The 17,058-nt window shown below is 44.8% G+C and carries 19 protein-coding genes and 1 riboswitch; of the genes, 9 read left to right on the forward strand and 10 right to left on the reverse strand.

What is annotated here, in order from left to right; all coding sequences use genetic code 11:
* The first annotated feature begins 63 nt into the window (after positions 1 to 63).
* Both ACFOJ8_RS05575 and ACFOJ8_RS05580 read left to right on the forward strand, forming a co-directional pair.
* Positions 64 to 735: a transposase gene (locus ACFOJ8_RS05575; protein WP_380652328.1), complete on the forward strand. Its 672-nt coding sequence runs from the start codon at positions 64 to 66 to the stop codon at positions 733 to 735.
* Complete coding sequence (locus tag ACFOJ8_RS05580) at positions 693 to 1,622, forward strand: IS3 family transposase (RefSeq protein WP_380659893.1); 930 nt, start codon at positions 693 to 695, stop codon at positions 1,620 to 1,622. The genes ACFOJ8_RS05575 and ACFOJ8_RS05580 overlap by 43 nt, the downstream gene beginning before the upstream one ends.
* A gap of 124 nt (positions 1,623 to 1,746) precedes the next feature.
* Here the strand turns inward: ACFOJ8_RS05580 and ACFOJ8_RS05585 are convergent, their stop codons facing one another.
* Positions 1,747 to 2,397: a DUF1028 domain-containing protein gene (locus ACFOJ8_RS05585; protein WP_380655440.1), complete on the reverse strand. Its 651-nt coding sequence runs from the start codon at positions 2,395 to 2,397 to the stop codon at positions 1,747 to 1,749.
* A 152-nt stretch (positions 2,398 to 2,549) separates the two neighbouring features.
* Between ACFOJ8_RS05585 and ACFOJ8_RS05590 the strand changes: the two genes are divergently transcribed.
* Complete coding sequence (locus ACFOJ8_RS05590) at positions 2,550 to 3,332, forward strand: glucose 1-dehydrogenase (RefSeq protein ID WP_380655437.1); 783 nt, start codon at positions 2,550 to 2,552, stop codon at positions 3,330 to 3,332.
* Positions 3,333 to 3,383: 51 nt separating this feature from the next.
* On the opposite strand, the gene ACFOJ8_RS05595 is transcribed toward ACFOJ8_RS05590, so the two are convergent.
* On the reverse strand, positions 3,384 to 4,244 hold the full coding sequence (locus tag ACFOJ8_RS05595) for a PPK2 family polyphosphate kinase (protein WP_380655434.1): 861 nt from the start codon (positions 4,242 to 4,244) through the stop codon (positions 3,384 to 3,386).
* A 177-nt stretch (positions 4,245 to 4,421) separates the two neighbouring features.
* On the opposite strand from ACFOJ8_RS05595, the gene ric reads away from it, so the two are divergent.
* On the forward strand, positions 4,422 to 5,114 hold the full coding sequence (ric, locus tag ACFOJ8_RS05600; protein WP_380655431.1) for an iron-sulfur cluster repair di-iron protein: 693 nt from the start codon (positions 4,422 to 4,424) through the stop codon (positions 5,112 to 5,114).
* Positions 5,115 to 5,171: 57 nt separating this feature from the next.
* Positions 5,172 to 5,327: a hypothetical protein gene (locus ACFOJ8_RS05605; protein WP_380655428.1), complete on the forward strand. Its 156-nt coding sequence runs from the start codon at positions 5,172 to 5,174 to the stop codon at positions 5,325 to 5,327.
* 35 nt (positions 5,328 to 5,362) lie between these two features.
* On the opposite strand, the gene ACFOJ8_RS05610 is transcribed toward ACFOJ8_RS05605, so the two are convergent.
* The 7 genes from ACFOJ8_RS05610 to ACFOJ8_RS05640 all read right to left on the reverse strand — a co-directional run bounded on the left by ACFOJ8_RS05610 (position 5,363) and on the right by ACFOJ8_RS05640 (position 10,160).
* The gene (locus tag ACFOJ8_RS05610) at positions 5,363 to 5,686 is read right to left on the reverse strand and encodes a hypothetical protein (protein ID WP_380655425.1); all 324 of its coding nucleotides are present in this window, start codon (positions 5,684 to 5,686) and stop codon (positions 5,363 to 5,365) included.
* Between the two features lie 69 nt (positions 5,687 to 5,755).
* Entirely contained in the window at positions 5,756 to 6,250 is a 495-nt protein-coding gene (locus ACFOJ8_RS05615) for a hypothetical protein (RefSeq protein ID WP_380655423.1), read from the reverse strand.
* Between the two features lie 21 nt (positions 6,251 to 6,271).
* Positions 6,272 to 6,454, reverse strand: coding sequence for a helix-turn-helix transcriptional regulator (locus tag ACFOJ8_RS05620; protein ID WP_380657095.1), 183 nt, complete (start codon positions 6,452 to 6,454; stop codon positions 6,272 to 6,274).
* 186 nt (positions 6,455 to 6,640) lie between these two features.
* Positions 6,641 to 7,969: a copper amine oxidase gene (locus ACFOJ8_RS05625; protein WP_380655420.1), complete on the reverse strand. Its 1,329-nt coding sequence runs from the start codon at positions 7,967 to 7,969 to the stop codon at positions 6,641 to 6,643.
* 114 nt (positions 7,970 to 8,083) lie between these two features.
* Positions 8,084 to 8,806, reverse strand: a complete 723-nt coding sequence (locus ACFOJ8_RS05630; RefSeq protein ID WP_380655417.1) for an anti-sigma factor — start codon at positions 8,804 to 8,806, stop codon at positions 8,084 to 8,086.
* Complete coding sequence (locus ACFOJ8_RS05635; RefSeq protein WP_380655414.1) at positions 8,793 to 9,374, reverse strand: RNA polymerase sigma factor; 582 nt, start codon at positions 9,372 to 9,374, stop codon at positions 8,793 to 8,795. The genes ACFOJ8_RS05630 and ACFOJ8_RS05635 overlap by 14 nt, the downstream gene beginning before the upstream one ends.
* Positions 9,375 to 9,467: 93 nt before the next feature.
* The gene (locus ACFOJ8_RS05640) at positions 9,468 to 10,160 is read right to left on the reverse strand and encodes a class F sortase (RefSeq protein ID WP_380655411.1); all 693 of its coding nucleotides are present in this window, start codon (positions 10,158 to 10,160) and stop codon (positions 9,468 to 9,470) included.
* A 259-nt stretch (positions 10,161 to 10,419) separates the two neighbouring features.
* Between ACFOJ8_RS05640 and ACFOJ8_RS05645 the strand changes: the two genes are divergently transcribed.
* Together ACFOJ8_RS05645 and ACFOJ8_RS05650 are read left to right on the forward strand one after the other, a co-directional pair.
* On the forward strand, positions 10,420 to 10,941 hold the full coding sequence (locus ACFOJ8_RS05645; protein WP_380655409.1) for a DinB family protein: 522 nt from the start codon (positions 10,420 to 10,422) through the stop codon (positions 10,939 to 10,941).
* 42 nt (positions 10,942 to 10,983) lie between these two features.
* A complete protein-coding gene (locus ACFOJ8_RS05650) occupies positions 10,984 to 12,240 on the forward strand; it encodes an MFS transporter (RefSeq protein WP_380655407.1) in 1,257 nt (418 codons plus the stop codon).
* Between the two features lie 157 nt (positions 12,241 to 12,397).
* On the opposite strand, the gene ACFOJ8_RS05655 is transcribed toward ACFOJ8_RS05650, so the two are convergent.
* The gene (locus tag ACFOJ8_RS05655; protein WP_380655405.1) at positions 12,398 to 12,988 is read right to left on the reverse strand and encodes a YkoF family thiamine/hydroxymethylpyrimidine-binding protein; all 591 of its coding nucleotides are present in this window, start codon (positions 12,986 to 12,988) and stop codon (positions 12,398 to 12,400) included.
* Between the two features lie 77 nt (positions 12,989 to 13,065).
* Positions 13,066 to 13,165, reverse strand: a riboswitch (TPP riboswitch).
* Positions 13,166 to 13,341: 176 nt separating this feature from the next.
* Here ACFOJ8_RS05655 and ACFOJ8_RS05660 point away from each other — a divergent pair.
* Positions 13,342 to 14,973: a poly(glycerol-phosphate) alpha-glucosyltransferase gene (locus tag ACFOJ8_RS05660; protein ID WP_380655402.1), complete on the forward strand. Its 1,632-nt coding sequence runs from the start codon at positions 13,342 to 13,344 to the stop codon at positions 14,971 to 14,973.
* 135 nt (positions 14,974 to 15,108) lie between these two features.
* The coding region (locus tag ACFOJ8_RS05665; RefSeq protein ID WP_380659892.1) for an adhesive domain-containing protein at positions 15,109 to 17,058 on the forward strand (1,950 nt) is incomplete at its 3' end.

Raw genomic sequence — 17,058 nt, forward strand, 5'->3', positions numbered from 1 at the left:
TGAGCTGCTACCTCCTAAGTTTACAGATGAAATAAAAAATCTGTAAACTTAGGAGGTTTTTTAATGGCCAGACATCGCAGTTTCGAAGAAAAGATGGCGATTGTAGACTATTATCTAGTACATGGGGATCTCAAGACCACTGCCAAACGGTTTGGTGTGCATCAAAGCATGATTAATGAATGGGTGTTGATGGTCGAAGAGAAAGGCCCTGAATCCTTAAAGGTCAGCACCCGCCATCAAACATATTCCACCGAGTTTAAAGAAATGATCGTGCATGAATATCTGACACAAGAGATCGGCATACGGACACTCGCCAGGAAACACAGTATTCCTGCACATAATACAGTCAGACAATGGATCATCAGCTATACTGAAGGTAAGAGATTAAAATCGACCTTTGGGGGCACTCAGTCTATGACTAAAAGTAAAAAGACGACATATGAAGAACGATTGGAAATAGCACAGTATCACGCAGCCCATGATGTCAGTATCCGTGAGCTCTCAGAACGATTCAATGTATCCTATCAACAAGCGTATCAATATGTGAAGAAGTATGAGAGAGCGGGTCAATACGGCCTGGAAGACCGACGGGGCCGCCACAAACCGGAAGCAGAATTGGCTGAAATCGACCAACTGAAACGTGAGCTGGAAATCGAGCGACGCAAGCGCAAAAAAGTGGAAGTGGAGAATGCATTCTTAAAAAAGTTGGAAGAACTCGAGAGGAGACGCAAGTAAGCCGGGTTCGGGGCCAACGGATTCACAAAGCAATCACAGAACTGCACAGAGCAGGCTATTCCATCTCTGAACTGTGCGAAGTCGCAAACATCAGCCGTCAGGCGTATTATCAGTATCAAAAGCGCCGAAAGCCGAAGAACGAAATTGAAAACGAAACCATTGCCGCATGCATCGCAGACTTCTACATCAAGTATCAGGGGGTGCCAGGTTACCGCATGATGCGCCATCTTGTGAACCGTCATTTGAACACGGCCTACAGTCATAACCGTATTCTGCGCATCATGCGGCTAATGGGCATTCAGTCCGTCACACGGAAGAAGAAGGTGGTCCGCACCATGAGATCCGGTGACTTCACGGCAAAGAACGGCCTGGGTCGGCAGTTCATCTCGGAATTCAAGAACGAAAAGTGGTTGACCGATGTGACCGAGTTCAAGTTAAAGACCGGCCGGCGGGTCTTCATGTGTGCGATTCTCGATTTGTTTGATAACAGTATCGTTGCTTACCGATTCGGTCTCAGTAATAATAACCGACTGGTGTTTGATACCCTCGAGGCAGCGCTCGCAGCCAATCCGGACGCATCCCCCATGATCCACAGTGACCGCGGCTTCCAGTTTACATCATATGGTTTCAGAAAGATTTTAAAAGCGCATGGCATGACGCAAAGCATGTCCCGTGTCGGCAAGTGTATCGACAATGGACCGATGGAGGCGTTCTTTGGCAAACTGAAATCCGAACGGTACAATCTGGTGAGAAAAGATACTGGATATGAGACGTATCAACAACTCATAAATGATTTGGGTGCCTACATCCATTTTTACAATCATAAACGCCCACAAGAGGTGCTCTGCGGTCTCACGCCTGTCAAATTGCGCAAGATTGCCGCATAAAAAGCTGAGATTCTAATCAATTAGAATCTCAGCAAAAATTATTTTATTCATCTGTAAACTTTAGTGGTCTCAGGTCAGGCTGTGGCGGTGCAAGGATGTATTAAGCTTTAATGTTTTGCTTTCGTCATCTTTTCGGCATGTTTGGCATAAATGGAAGAAGCTCGTCTTTCGCCACTTCGTAAACGCGTGTCAGTTCTTTAATCGGATCTTCATGCTCATCCACTCGAAGGTCGACAAGCGGATAGTCTTCCGTGTCATAGACTTTAAGTGCCGCGGACTGTTTGCCACGCTTGTCACCTCCTGCTTTTTGGCCAGCTTGCAGTGCGTGAAGTAGCCTTTCTGACAGTTCCAAGTCGGAGTGGATGAGAAATGTGCGCTGCATATCGGTCAATGTTTTTTCGTTAAGGAGCATATTGCCAGCAACAACAACACCCGTATCCTCAAAGTGGTTGTAGTAGCCTTCACACTTATTCCCTGAAAAAGCAGCTGTATTGCCGTAGCCGTCGACAATTGCGAATTGCCTATACTCGAGATCTTGTTCTTCGGAGAGGATCTTTTCTTTTGCTTGTAGCGCACTCATACCGGAGGAGAGGTACTCAAGTCCTCTGATGCCGATATACGGATTGACAAACGACTGGGTCGCAATGGCACCGACACCGGGCTTGACGAAGGGGACCAGCATACCGACAGCAGGCAGCTTTGTCGATACTGCGACGCCGAGCTGACCTGTTTTAGAACATCTGGCTGTAATGGAGAAAGTATTGAACTCTAGCATAAAGCAATCATCCTTATACGTTTATTTTAATACTTGACTCTAATTTACAGTAAAACTCGAGAAGTGCCAATCGGTTTACTTTTTGTAAACTTTGATCTACCGTTATAAATGAAACCGCATTCATGTGGTGATACAATTTAGGAGGTCATTTAATGAAAAGATTACAAGACAAAGTCATTCTGATTACTGGTGCGGCAAGTGGGCTCGGGCAGGCATCAGCGCTCCGTGCAGCGCAAGAAGGGGCGAAACTGTCACTTGTCGACTTGAATGCAGAAACGCTGGAAGACACACAGAAATTGATCAAAGACCACGTCTCTGATGCAGAGATACTGATGATTACTGCAGATGTTTCTGATGAAGCAGCAGTAAAGAATTACGTTGAACAGACGGTATCTGAGTTTGGAAGGATCGATGGTTTCTTTAATAATGCGGGGATTGAAGGCAAGCAGAATCTGACAGAAAACTATGGCAGTGATGAATTCGAAAAAGTCGTTGGCATTAATCTAAACGGTGTATTCTTTGGCATGAAATATGTACTTGAAGTGATGAAAGAACAAGGGGCAGGCTCTATCGTCAACACTGCATCTGTTGGAGGCATTCGCGGTGTGGGTAACCAGTCTGGATACGCAGCAAGTAAGCACGGTGTTGTCGGACTGACAAGAAACTCTGCGGTAGAGTATGGGGCGTACGGAGTAAGCATCAACGCAATCGCCCCCGGTGCAATCATGACAGCAATGGTTGAAGGGTCACTCCGTCAGATGGGCGGCGATGATTGGGAAGCAGCTGGTGAGGAATTTGTCAGTGTCAATCCAATGAAACGTTTCGGTCGACCGGAAGAAGTTGCAGCACTTGTGTCCTTTTTGCTCAGTCGGGAATCTGAATTCATCAACGGGGCAACAATTCCGATTGATGGTGGACAATCCTATAAGTACTAGCATAGTTAAACCCGCCTCCTGATAGGGAGGCGGGTTTTTTCAAGCATCAGTTTATTCGTCCTCCAGTTTTCTGATGTACGCCTTGAGCTTCTCTTTGTCTTCTCCGGTCATTTCAGGGTATTTTGGGTCAATTTTCCGAAGCAAGTCGACCATGATCTCATTGACGAGACGACGAGTATGCCACGCGTCGTCTGCAGGCAGGACATACCACGGAGCATAGTCGGTAGAAGTTTCATTCAACATGTCCTCGAATACCTTCTGATAATCGTCCCAGTATTCCCGTTCCTCGACATCAGAAAACGAGAATTCCCACTGCTTATCCGGGTCTTTCATCCTTGCAAGCAGACGGCGTTTTTGTTCATCCTTAGACATATGAAAAAAGAATTTCACGATGTGGATATTGTTCTGATGAAGATATCTCTCGTAGTTTCGTATCTGTTCAAAACGCAGTGACCAAAGTGTATTGTCGTCTGCGCCTTCTGGATAATCACCTTCCGATAATACGTCATGGATGCGAGGCGCAATGACTTCTTCATAGTGCGAACGGTTCAGTATACCAACTTCACCATGAGCGGGCAGGGCGTCGTGCAGGCGCCAAAGATAGTCGTGCTTCCGCTCTGTTTCAGTCGGCTTACCGAGCGTGGTCGTCTTCAGTCCCTGGGGGTTGAGGTTCGAGAATATATAACTGATGGCTTCATCTTTACCCGCAGCATCAAGCGCTTGCAGTACAACTAATATACCGTGTTTCTCTTCAGCATTCATTTTGAGATGAAGATCTTTAAGTCTTTTTACAAGTGGGGGGATGATGTCATTTCTAATGTCTTCGTTATCGTGCGACTTGTTTTCACTGGTCTTGTAGTCACTCAGACGAATTGTGTTCTCTCCGGTTAGTCGATAACTATCGAGATTCATATGCATCCGCTCCTTTTCAACGTTGTACCCATAGGCGGATAAATTAAACGCGAAGTGCATTCAATTGAATATTGTCACTGAATGTTCAATCATTCACATATAAGTGATGATTCAATAGCATAGTTATATGATACATTAAAGATGTATAAAAAATACATCTTTAAAAGGAGTGTTAGCATGGCTGTGGTCAATGAGAAAATGTGGGTCAGCGATATCGTTAAGGAGATTCCTAAAAGTGCAGATATATTTAGAGAGAAGAGAATTGATTACTGTTGTGGCGGCAGGATATCCCTCGCAGAAGCGGTTGATGCACGCGGGCTAGATCTAGAGGAAGTGCTCAAAGAGATAAGCGGCATCGATCAGCATGAAGGTAGTGGCATCGACATGAGGTACTTGGACGAGGCTGCTATCATTACCTTCATCCAAAACAGGTATCACCGGGAGCTTTTGAATGAACTTTCGGCACTGACACCTTATATCACTAAAGTGGCGAGAAAACATGGTCCGAATGAGCCGCATTTAGTAAGACTAGAAACGCTCTATAAGACGCTAAAAAATGAGATGGTTGCCCATACGTCAGAGGAGGACAGGAATGTGTTTCCACTCATCAATAGATTCATGCAGAATCCGACGTCAGCGCTCGTAGAAACCGTCAAGCCGCATGTCAGTGCACTCGAATCGGAGCATGAGGTGGTGGGAGATATATTAAAGGAAATGCGAGACATTACGGATGATTTCACCCCTCGCGGATCGGCATGTGGCACATATCAGCTTGTCTATGCCAGACTGGAAAAACTCGAGAAAGATACGTTCGACCATATTCATCTCGAGAATAACGTACTGTTCGAAAGGGTACGGAGTGTCATTTAGCCTTAAATTTGTTTGAATATTCCGTTAATGTTATAATTAACAAAAGGGGTGTGATGAATGCGTAAACATTATAATCAGTATGACCCACTACTAGGATACCGCGAAAATGACTATGAGCCTCTGCAGTTGAATGTTCAAAAAAGACCGGATTCAATAATAGAGTTCATACTTTGGGGAATGTGGTCTTTCATTAAACACCTGATCATCCGCTAGAAACACATAAAAGGGAAGGCAACATGCCTTCCCTTTTAGTGTGCCGCTGTTTTCTGATTTCTACGATACGTTATGTATGTTGCCAGTATAGCGGTAGCTGCTAGGAACCAAAAGGGCAAAGCACCTGGATGAATACCGATGTGGGAAGTACCACCCAACTGATCAAGTACAGAAATTAACAATAGCGCGTAAATGTTAAAAAGCAGATAAAACTGCCATGAGTCCTGTCTTCTTATGCCTGTTTTCTTATACTGAACGTAATCCGTAATACTTTCTGATACACCGATGACGACAAGGAGACTGAACGCAATGGCCTGACTTTGCCAAGTTGAGAAAGGCAAGCTAGAAAATTGATCCATTACAATCATCAAAGAAAGCACAAATATACTGAGTGCTGAAAATAACTTGTGAATAGTAAGCCCTCCTGATCATTCCTCGATTTTGCGAAAGCGTCTAACACGCAGTTCACCTGAAACAATATTAACAAAAATGAGAATAATTGTAAAAGATATTATGCTGCTTATAAATGGTATAACTTCAAAGGTGAAACTGCGAGCCACAAGGCTTCTAACAAGCAGTTCCACTGTAGTGATAAAAACCCCACCGACGATAGACTCTCCTAGATAGATGCCAAACCGTCCAGAAAACCGCCCTTTTTTATACGGCAGTTCTTTTCGGAATACCGGAGAATAAATGAGGTCATCCGTCTCATCACGCACTGAGAGTAGGCTAAAGATGATGAATGCCACCATGACAAAATATAGATCATTCTGAATCATGTCAGTGTCCCAAATATCCATTGCGACCAGCAACATGCGAATAACCATATAGCCCCACATGAGGAAAAGGGTAATCAGTGCAGCATCACCGGCCATCTGCTTTTTACGTTCATCTCCAAAAAAACGGTTAAGAATCTTCTCCATAGTCATCCCATCCTTTATTGTTTAGTCTTCCTCCCAAAACAGTTCGTCAAGTGTACGATTAAGTGCCTGGCAAATCTTGATGCACAGCCCAAGTGAGGGGTTGTATTCCCCTTTTTCAATCAGGTTGATGGTCTGTCGGCTGACGCCAAGTTGCTCTGCCAATGCTTTTTGGGTGAGATCAAGGGCTGTTCGGGCAGCCTTCATTTTCAAATTCTTCGCCAAGATATCACCTCTTAAATTATATGGGTATATTATATCATGCCTAAAGTAATATATATATTACTTTTTTATGAAGCGATAAAGAATATGAAATTAAAACACAAAACAGCCAGCCCCTGGAGGAAGGGCTGGCTGATGGTTCAATCTATTGGGTTGGATTGGAACGCTTAATTATTGGTTTCTCGCTCTGTATCTGAACAGTACTGCTGAAAGTAGCGCAATCCCTGCAATGATACTGATCAGCAGTGCATTATTATTTTGTGGCGCCATTGCGGTGTTCGGCATTTCTTCAGGCATTTCAGACATGAACATGTCAGACATCTGCGTTACGATGGCACCAGACAGGCCTTCACTTGTCATGAACATGTGGTGATAAGCTTCTCGTGTCTGTTCGTAGGCGACTTCATAGTCACCACTGGAGTAGGCGTCGAATGCACCAACAAGTTGGTTGACGTGCATCTGTAGACCTTCGGCAAGATCTTCACTTGGGAGGTTACCTTCTGTTGCGGTTTCCATGAACTTGGAGAATTCTTCTTTATACATGTTCAAGTTATCAAGTGCCTCTTCTTGTCCAGCAGTATCTTCTTCTGCAGTCGCTGTAACATAGTCGACGAAGTAGCCGATATGTTCAGCCCACATCGCGTCAAACTGTTGTCCGGCTTCCTCACCGTAAACACCAGAGACCGCTTCCGTCAAATCAGCAGTATTGTTACCGAGCGCTTCAGCGGAAGCTTCGAAGTCTTCTGCACCGTCAATACCATTTTGCATCGCCATTGCTGCAAGGCCAGCGTGCTCACTAAATAGATAGTTCAAGTCAGAACGCAAGTCCGCGGCTTTTGTCGCAGGGTCTGTATTGTTGTACTCTTCTGGGAACTGGTCGGCAATTGCGACGGAGAGTCCTTTACTTACCATGTACATGTGATGAATCGCTTCTCTTTCGTAAGCATAGGCAGTTTCATAGTCACCCATCACATATGCATCGAATGCACCGATGAGTTGGTTGACGTGCATCTGCAGTCCATCTGCAAGTGCGCCTGCTTCAAGACGTTCGTCTGTTGCACTTTCAAGGAACTCGGAGAAATCTTCACGGTACTGTGATAGTTCGTTTAGTGCATTTTCCTTAGCGGCTTCATCTTCTTCAGCTGTGCCGTTCACATAGTCGACGAAGTAGCCAATATGCTCACTCCACATTGTTTTGAACTGTTCTCCTGCTTCTTCACCGTATACGGATCCGATTGTACTGGAGAGTTCTTCAGTATTCATATCGAGTGCTGCGGCGCTCGCTTCGAAGTCTTCGGCACCATCGGCACCTTTTCTCATCGTTTCAGCTGCTAAGAATGCGTGTTCACTAAGCAAGTGGTCCAATGTCGATCTGAGGTCAGCGGCTTCTGTGTCCACCGTCACCATCATATCTTCGTGCGTATCTGCTTGTGCGAGACCTGCATTGGTTGCGAGCAGGGCTGCTGCTGTCGGTACAACCAGCATCTTCTTGAAATTCATTCAAAATCACACTCCTTTGTTTTGTTTACACCCTGTATACGCAAGCAGATTCGTTTTGGATCACATTTTTATAAAAAAAATAAAAAAATCCCGGAAATTTTCCGGGATCGCTTCTTAAAATTCGGCTGACATGACGATATCTCCTTCTGGTAGCTGGTTGTGAGGAGACGGTTCGACAGTGATTGCGACCATGTCCCAGTTTATTTCTGTTTCGGCATTCAAATTGAAGACAACATATCCCTGACCGTCCTCATTTGGAACGAGTGTACCGGCACGGAACGGCTCTTCTCCTTTTAACAGCCATACTTGGTAAACTTCATCTTCATTCAGGTTATTGAAATTGGATGCTTCCAAGACGAGTGTCTGCCCCGTGGCACTTTCGTGCATCGCCACTCTTGCGTCCATATCAAGTGCTTCGGAAGTTGGTGAGAGTGGAATTGGATTATCTTCCTCAAACAGAACCTGTGCCAAATCCTGTGTCCCTTCGTTTCCCGACAGCATATAGACATTACCGAGGAGTGAAAGCAAAAGGGCAGCGGCTGCTGTGATGAACGGTATTCTATACGATCTTTGTTTCTTTATTGGTTGTATCTTTCCTTCAGGCACGGGCGCTTCTTCAGAGAACACATTACTAAGCACACGATCCTTCATACCTTCAGGGGGATCGACAAGTGGCACTGTTTCCATCAGTTCAGCATTCAGTATTTCCCATTCGGCGAGTTCTTCCTGGCACGTTACGCATGTTTCAAGGTGTCGCTCGAATGCTTCTTTTTCTTCTGAATCGAGCTGACCATTATAGTAGTCGATTAAGAGATCACACGTTTCATTGTGATTCATCGATTGTCCCCCCTTTCTTTACGGTTTCAATATTTTTCTTTAAATGCTGCAACGCCAGGCGAATCCGGCTTTTCACTGTACCGAGTGGCATATCAAGCGATTTGGCAATCTGGGAGTGGGAACATGCTTTAAAGTAGAACAGCGTGATGATACGCTGCTGTTCACTACTTAAACTGCGCATGGCGCGCTCTATCATCGCTTTATCCTCACCGGCTTCAACGGCTGCTTCGACTGGCGAATTTTGTTCATTTTGAGTCGGATCAATATCATCTCTTTCATCGTACTCGTAAGTATCAATTTTCTGCCGCCTTAAAATGTCTATTGTGGAATTGCGTGTCAAAGTGATGAGCCAAGTTGACAGTTTGCCTTTGTTGGCGTCATATCCCCCTTTTTTGCGCCACACTTTGAGGAATACATCTTGTACGACCTCCTCAGATAGTTCTTTGTTCGACGTCATCTTATAAGCATATGAGAAAAGCAGTTTTTCGTACTTCACATACAGTGATTCGAGGGCATTCCGATCTCCGGATTGTATTTGTTCATACAGTTCGGTTTCTGTCCGCGTCATAGTTTTCTCCTTTGTTTGAAGTCTTCATACCATTATATACATAGAAGGAGAATTCGTGAATAAGGAATAAAAAAGAAAGCTGACACAAGGAGTCTAGCTTTCCTCAGAATTGACGAGTTCAGTATAGACCACCCAGCGGTTTGGTGTGCCACCGACATCGTAATCATAGGGACCTTCACAAGTGATCAAGTTCAAGAGGCTGCGCTGGGAATAGCCGAATATTTTTTCGACCGGTGCTTCATCAGCATCGAATAGTTGTTTATCGTATACTTCAAACGTCAACTGTTCGCCGGATTCTCCGTAAACGATGACTTCATCGCCCGGTTCCAGTGTGTGCAGTTGCTTGAAGACACCCGGATTAACCGTATCATCAACATGACCGGCAATCACCGAATTGCCCGGGGCACCGACTTTATATCCGGGTTCGTACCAAGACGTATCGTGCAGTGATTCCGGCACGGCCATCTCGCCGTTATCAAGGAGTCCCAGGTGTTTGACCGATGCATCAACATCGATTGATGGTACCTCGATTCTTTCCGGGATAATGCCTGCCCGTTCATCTTTGATGATTTCAACCCGCTCTTCAGGGGGGATTGGCTCTTTGGTTTCATCCTCGTTTGTTTCTGTTTCAGATTCCTCTGTCGTCTCTTTTGTCACTTCCGCTTCCTCACTCGGTTCCTCAGAAGTCGTGGCTTCAGACGCCACACTGTCTTCAGCACTATCATCACCAGCTGGGCTGCCACAAGCGGCGAGCACGAACAGCATTATAATTAGTAAATATCGCATGGAATCCACTCCTTTTCAAGTCATCATCATTTAGTTGTCTAGTATACGCAGGATTTATGTGTTTGGATCACTTTTTAAGTTGTCCAATGGACGCTAATGGTGAACATTGTGTGTCAAAACGCTATGCGTCTATTGTGAATCACCTAATATGAGGCAGGGTGCCACTACTAGAGCCGAGAAGAGTATGCATTAATCATTGGCACACTACTATAAATCATCTATATTAAAAGGAACCGTTCTATAAACAAGGGGGAGACATATGAAATTTGAACAGGAATATCTAAATCTTATCAAAACCAGATTCCAGGAAGTCAAACGGCTCGGCGACCGGACACTCGATCAGTTGTCTGAAGCGGATCTCCATTGGCGATATAATGAAGATTCAAATACAGTTGCGATTCTCGTCAAACATTTAAGGGGAAATATGTACTCCCGCTGGTCCGATGTTTTCACGACAGACGGCGAGAAACCGGACCGGCATCGCGATGGCGAATTCGAGGACGATTTGAAGACGATGGACGACGTTCTATTGGCGTGGGAAGAGGGCTGGCAGCTATTCTTAAATACGTTAGCAGAGTTTTCACCTGAAGATCTGCTGAGAACCCAGAAAATCCGAGGAGAAGATCACACAATACTTGAGGCAATCGAACGCCAGCATACTCACTATGCTTCCCACGTTGGGCAGATGATGTTCATTGGTAAGCAACTAAAGCTAGCTGACTGGCAGTCTTTAAGTATTCCTAAAGGTCAGTCAGAACAGTATTTGAAGCGAGAAAAATGAAAGGCGCCACGGGCGTCTTTTCGTTTATTGAGGGGGAATCAAATGAAACCGGACGCACAACAGCTCGATTTATACATAACAGATTCTAAAGAGAGACAAAAACTGTACCGCCGGACACTTCTAATTGTTGTATTGTCGCAAATTTTTGGTGGCGCCGGTCTTGCAGCAGGTATCACGGTGGGTGCATTGCTGGCCCAGGATATGCTCGGTACGGACGCACTCGCAGGTCTGCCGGTCGGTCTATTTACGCTTGGTTCAGCGCTGTCTGCACTGTTGGTAGGCAGGCTATCTCAAAATAAGGGCCGCCGGGTGGGTCTGAGTATGGGTTTTGTGGCGGGTGGACTTGGGGCAGCAGGGGTGGTGATAGCCGCAATTATAGAAAGTCCACTGCTGCTTTTTCTATCGCTGTTCATCTATGGTGCCGGAATCGCAACGAATTTGCAGGCACGATATGCGGGTACTGACTTAGCAGAAAAGCACCAGCGTGCAACCGCAGTCAGCATCGCGATGGTCAGTACCACGCTCGGTGCAGTAGCGGGGCCCAATCTGGTGGAAGTGATGGGGACATTTGCTCAAGCTATCGGCGTACCGGAACTTGCAGGACCATTCATTCTGGCGTCAGCGGCATTTACCTTGGCGGGGATTGTACTATTCATTTTTTTGCGTCCCGATCCTTTCAAAATTGCACAACGCATTGAAGCGGAGCGCAAACGGATAAATGCCATCGATGATACTGAGCGGACAGTCAACGACCAAAATGGCATTGTTCTTGCTGCCTTCATCATGGTCATCACACAGATTGTCATGGTCTCTGTGATGACGATGACACCGGTACATATGGGACATCATGGGCATGATCTAGGTGCTGTCGGCATGGTGATCGGTTTTCATGTTGCAGGGATGTATCTGCCTTCTCTTTTTACAGGTGTATTGATTGATAAGATCGGCAGGGGCGCAATGACGATTACAGCTGCAGTGGTTCTACTTAGTTCTGGCATTATCGCGGCGACATCTGGTGAATCGCTCGCGCTCATCATTGCGTCACTGACATTGCTCGGTGTCGGTTGGAATCTCGGTCTGATCAGTGGCACTACGATTCTGGTGGATGCGACGATTCCGGCTGCGCGCGCCCGCATCCAAGGCACGGTGGATGTTTTAATTGCGTTATCCGGAGCAGCAGGGGGCACATTGTCCGGTATGGTTGTGGCTGGTGCAAGTTTCGGCGCACTTTCACTTTCAGGTGGTGTTGTCTCCTTATTGCTCATCCCGGCACTCTATTTGATCCGCAGGAAAAGATGATCGAGAAAAAAGAGGTTACCGATATCACGATAAGATGCTGCCATTATTTTAGAGAATTACGTACATGCCACTGTCTAACAAGAATACGGCGGTTTTCTAATAGTATTACAGAAAGAATAGACCAGGATGGATAACCACCCTGGTCTTTGTCGTGCGTCTATTTTCTACTTGAAGGACTGTTTGCGGAGATGGTGAAAGTCATGGTCGTATGGCTGACAGCTTCCTGTACGCTGACAAAAGCTTCTTCCATGGCATTAAAAATATCGTTCACTTCCCCGTCAAGCCGAGTGGAGTAGTGGCTCGGACTGACTGTTACGCCACGTGCTTTTGATAGATCAATTTGTTCGTAGATAACATCCATATATTTGGTTGTGTTCATTGGATAGAGGGCAAACTTGCATCCGGCTTTTTGATTGATACCAATAGTGTTTGCCGCATTCATCCGCTCGGCATCTGTATCCATATACGTATCACCGGAAGCGTCGCCTGGGCATCCGATTGAGAAAGTGCCACTCATTTCCACATGCTTTCCGGTTTTTGCCGCATGCAGATAAACTGCTTTAACCACGTCAAATACATGCTCTACACGGCCACGCACACATGTAGTCACGTCATCCGTGTCACGCCACACTTTCGACATATCTGTAGTGTCCAATGATCCGAGGATAATATTTATAAAATCATCACTCATCACACTCAGATTGAACTGGCATCCCGCGATTCTCTCAGTTCCACATTCTATTGTCATAAATCATACCTCCAAAAAATATTTGTAAATAAAAAGCTGCACTTCCCGAGGGAGTGCAGCAAATGTATAGAAGGCTTCATATACGCGCCGCACTTTCCCACGCTGGTGTTATCCAGATCGGGTATTGAGGGTTCGGAATCTCCGTCTCAGCCTTTGACAGCGCCCCTAGTGCAAATCGGTATGCAGTTTTTATTTCATTTTTAATGATAGGGAATATGTACATGAATGTAAAGTGAGAGTGCTAATTCAATCAGTAAGCTGGCTTCAATATTTTTTACAAATTTTATTCAATGTGCATATAATAAGGGTATATACTAAACATTCTGACTAATTTCAGAAAGGGGATATAATTAATGAATATAGAAATGATTGAAGGATTGCGCAACAGGAAAGACTTATTGACATCAGAGTGGATCATAATATCATTGGGCTTCAAAACTAGACGCGCGCACGTTTTCAAAGTGAAAAACAACAATTTTCTCCGAAAAAAGGTTAAAGAAGAGATAAAGAAGTTATCAGACCTTGGACATGTCACCGAATGGCTCAAAGCAGACTTCATCACTTCTGAAGAGGCCGTTCAATTTTCTTCATTACTCAAAACGATGCAACAGACGCGCCGTAACTATATTGATTTCGGCATTGCTTTTGATAAGCATTACGCCCTCGCGTTCTTACCGGAAGAAATTAATGCCAATGCATTTGTTAGGCCTGTCCCCGGAGATAAGAACAAGATGTTCGTCTGTGAGAAAAATATCAATACATATCTTAAGAAATACAAGTCCTATAAGGGTGTCTACTTCCATAAAAAATATTTGAACAAGTCAGTCGTCAAGTTCCAGACGAGAGGTTACTTGCTTGAAGACGATAAGATGTATGAGCTGAATTCTGGGGGGGACATGCACGGCGTCAGGAAGATTGGGGGGCATCAGAAAAAATCCGAGTACCGTAGGTTAATCCAAACGGCTACCCATTATTTAAAAGACCAGATAGATATCAACGGAAAGTACGAATATGGCAAGTTCCCCCACTTTGATAAACGAATCGCGTTTTATAATGTGCTTCGTCATACTTCTTCCACTTACTCTCTATTAGAAGGCTTAGAATTCTTAAACGACAAGAAGGGCATTGAATGGGCTAAACTCACAATCGATCATCTGCTTGAGCACTTCCTGTTTATCGATCCAGAAGATCCGGAAGCGGCTTACATTTTTGATAACACAAATGACATTAATGAAATTAAACTTGGACAAAACGGCGTCGCACTTATTACCTTGACCAAGTACATGATGATGACTGAAAGTGACACATATATAGATGTGGCGAGAAAAATCGCTAAAGGGACCTTGCGTATGATTGGGGACAATGGGGACACAGTTCACGTACTCAACTATCCCGACTTAACTGTAAAAGAGGAAAACAGAGTGATCTACTACGACGGTGAAGCAGCGTTTGGACTGATGAGGCTCTACCAGATGGATCAAAATCCGAAGTGGCTCGAAAATGTCGAGTTGTTGTTCGACCACTTCATTGCCAATGACTACTGGAAAAATTCGGATCATTGGCTCAGCTATTGTACATACGAGCTGACAAAAGTGAAGCCTGAAGAAAAGTATTTTGTGTTCGGATTGAAGAACGTCGCGCGGCGTCTTGATTTTATATACCAACGAGAGACGACTTTTCCGACATTCCTTGAAATGTTGATGGCCGGCTACAAGATGGTTGATTTAATGAAGGAGAGGGGCATGGATGAGTTAATAGATGCACATCTCAATCAAGATCAGTTCGAGCGCACAATCGAGAAACGTGTCGATTATCAGAGAACAGGCTACTTCTATCCGGAAATTGCCATGTACTTTAAAAATCCAGGAAGTATTCTCGGAAGTTTCTTTATCAAGCATCACGGATATCGTGTAAGGATTGATGACGTCCAGCATTATATTTCCGGCTATATACAATATATGAATTTTTACAAAATTAATAAATAAATTACTTAATTTGTAACATTTCTTCTAAAAATCTGATATCATATGTGTTGAACATTAATTATTTACACAATAAGTAATTAATGTTTACTTTTTGTAAGCACTTGACTGAATATTCATATTATGAGGAGGAAGAAGATGTCCCGAAAACATAGTAAGAAGAAACTCAACAATTACGATTACAAAAAGGCATTTAAACGCAAATCAGATATTTCATTCAGAAAAAAAGCAGGTATGGCCTTTATAGCCGCAAACTTGCTGATTGCTCCTGCTGCTGGTACATACCTTGGAGAAGCTCTAGGGCAGAACAACGTAGCAGAAGCGGTATCGCTCGCAGAAGTACAGTTATTAGAAAATGTAGACGTGAATGCAACACTAACTGAGCCTGTAGAAGGTCAACCGTATAACTTGAATCTTAGATTGAATGGTACAGGAATTAACGTGGATGCGGTGAACCCTGATGAAACAGTTGTATTTTACGCGCCTGAACTTGCCGGGCAATTGACCCCGATAAACACAGCATATGTACAGGCAGATATACTGCCGCTGACTCTCGAAGGTGACCTACCTGCTTTGGACACAGCTCTGCAAGGCTTACAATCTGATCTTACAGGTATTGTTACTGGACTAGTAAATGACGTTGACGCCACACTCGGCATATTGCCTTCTTCTATTATTGAAATAGAAGGACTCACTGAGTTGAACGCGGCTATCGACAACTTAAATAACATAAACGATGCTTTGGCTGATTTACTGTCATACCAAGACCAAGTGGCCTATACAGTTAGCCCAGAAGGTTATATCGTAGTCAATTTTAACGATGGGCTTGGGAATTACGTAGAGACAGCGGTCAGAGATGTAGTACAAGCTGCATTGAATGATGTCTCTGTCGCAGCTAACAATCTTGATATAAACGTGCTGGGTGATGCTGATTTGCTTGGCGATATACTGGGTACGTTAACGGATGATGTACTGCAACCCGCAATAGGCTCACTGACTAGTAGTGTCGCTCAAACTTCTGATAGTTTGACTTCTGGCACAGTTAGCTTGGCCAATGATATTGCTGCAGCTCAAGTGATTGGTAATACCATTGTAGATCTTAATGTTGCTGTCAACAATCCATCTGGTATAGACGGAGAAATATTGGTCTACGGTGCAGGAGTAACAACCTCGGTAATTGATGTTGAACTTCTAAGTACCTTAGTAGCTGCTGACACGATAGTTTTTGACGAAGATGTTACCGCACCGACACTGGATTCTGCAGATATCACTGGTAACAGTACGGACGGTTATACTGTAGTCGGCTCCGGAGCTGAACCAGGCGATCAAGTGAATGTGAGTAACGCAGACGGCATAGTTGGTACGGGTGTTATCGGTGAAGATGGTACTTATCTTGTTGAATTGCCAGGAGACGCTGTAACACCGGGTGAAGTTCTGGATGTACAAGCGATTGATGAAGCAGGTAATGTAAGTGATGTGCTACCTGTTACAGTACCGGAAGATCCAGACGCAATAGCACCAGAACTCAATGATGTTACGATTGACGGCAATAGTACTGATGGCTACGACGTGAATGGTTCGACTGAACCCGGCGCTACGGTTTCAGTAACCGATGCCGAAGGTATTGAAGTAGGTACCGGAACAGCGGGAGATGATGGCACATTCATAGTAGTTCTCGATCCGGGCAGTGTAACACCGGGTGATGATCTGACCGTTGTCGCAACGGATGACGAGGGCAACGATAGTGATCCATCTGTCGTAACTGTTCCGGCAGATCCGGATGAAGGGGATGCTACTCCACCAGAACTCAATGATGTTACGATTGATGGCAATAGTACTGATGGCTACGACGTGACCGGTTCAACAGAACCTGGTTCAGCGATTTCAGTAAACGATAGCGAAGGTATTGAAGTGGGTACCGGAATAGCGGGAGACGATGGCACGTTCATAGTAGTTCTTGATCCTGGAGTAGTGCTACCAGGCGAAGATTTAACAGTGGTTGCAACAGATGATGCAGGCAACAGTAGTGATCCAGCTGTCGTGACGGTTCCTTTAGATCCGGATGATACCGACGCCGATGCGGATGCC

Source organism: Salinicoccus sesuvii (assembly GCF_042648145.1).
Taxonomy (GTDB): domain Bacteria; phylum Bacillota; class Bacilli; order Staphylococcales; family Salinicoccaceae; genus Salinicoccus; species Salinicoccus sesuvii.

What these genes read in the sequence shown, in the direction of transcription:
- ACFOJ8_RS05575 (WP_380652328.1), top strand. Translation starts at nt 64, where the DNA reads ATGGCCAGACATCGCAGTTTCGAAGAAAAGATGGCGATTGTAGACTAT.
- ACFOJ8_RS05585 (WP_380655440.1), bottom strand. Translation starts at nt 2,397, where the DNA reads ATGCTAGAGTTCAATACTTTCTCCATTACAGCCAGATGTTCTAAAACA.
- ACFOJ8_RS05590 (WP_380655437.1), top strand. Translation starts at nt 2,550, where the DNA reads ATGAAAAGATTACAAGACAAAGTCATTCTGATTACTGGTGCGGCAAGT.
- ACFOJ8_RS05595 (WP_380655434.1), bottom strand. Translation starts at nt 4,244, where the DNA reads ATGAATCTCGATAGTTATCGACTAACCGGAGAGAACACAATTCGTCTG.
- ric (WP_380655431.1), top strand. Translation starts at nt 4,422, where the DNA reads ATGGCTGTGGTCAATGAGAAAATGTGGGTCAGCGATATCGTTAAGGAG.
- ACFOJ8_RS05605 (WP_380655428.1), top strand. Translation starts at nt 5,172, where the DNA reads ATGCGTAAACATTATAATCAGTATGACCCACTACTAGGATACCGCGAA.
- ACFOJ8_RS05610 (WP_380655425.1), bottom strand. Translation starts at nt 5,686, where the DNA reads ATGGATCAATTTTCTAGCTTGCCTTTCTCAACTTGGCAAAGTCAGGCC.
- ACFOJ8_RS05615 (WP_380655423.1), bottom strand. Translation starts at nt 6,250, where the DNA reads ATGGAGAAGATTCTTAACCGTTTTTTTGGAGATGAACGTAAAAAGCAG.
- ACFOJ8_RS05620 (WP_380657095.1), bottom strand. Translation starts at nt 6,454, where the DNA reads ATGAAGGCTGCCCGAACAGCCCTTGATCTCACCCAAAAAGCATTGGCA.
- ACFOJ8_RS05625 (WP_380655420.1), bottom strand. Translation starts at nt 7,969, where the DNA reads ATGAATTTCAAGAAGATGCTGGTTGTACCGACAGCAGCAGCCCTGCTC.
- ACFOJ8_RS05630 (WP_380655417.1), bottom strand. Translation starts at nt 8,806, where the DNA reads ATGAATCACAATGAAACGTGTGATCTCTTAATCGACTACTATAATGGT.
- ACFOJ8_RS05635 (WP_380655414.1), bottom strand. Translation starts at nt 9,374, where the DNA reads ATGACGCGGACAGAAACCGAACTGTATGAACAAATACAATCCGGAGAT.
- ACFOJ8_RS05640 (WP_380655411.1), bottom strand. Translation starts at nt 10,160, where the DNA reads ATGCGATATTTACTAATTATAATGCTGTTCGTGCTCGCCGCTTGTGGC.
- ACFOJ8_RS05645 (WP_380655409.1), top strand. Translation starts at nt 10,420, where the DNA reads ATGAAATTTGAACAGGAATATCTAAATCTTATCAAAACCAGATTCCAG.
- ACFOJ8_RS05650 (WP_380655407.1), top strand. Translation starts at nt 10,984, where the DNA reads ATGAAACCGGACGCACAACAGCTCGATTTATACATAACAGATTCTAAA.
- ACFOJ8_RS05655 (WP_380655405.1), bottom strand. Translation starts at nt 12,988, where the DNA reads ATGACAATAGAATGTGGAACTGAGAGAATCGCGGGATGCCAGTTCAAT.
- ACFOJ8_RS05660 (WP_380655402.1), top strand. Translation starts at nt 13,342, where the DNA reads ATGAATATAGAAATGATTGAAGGATTGCGCAACAGGAAAGACTTATTG.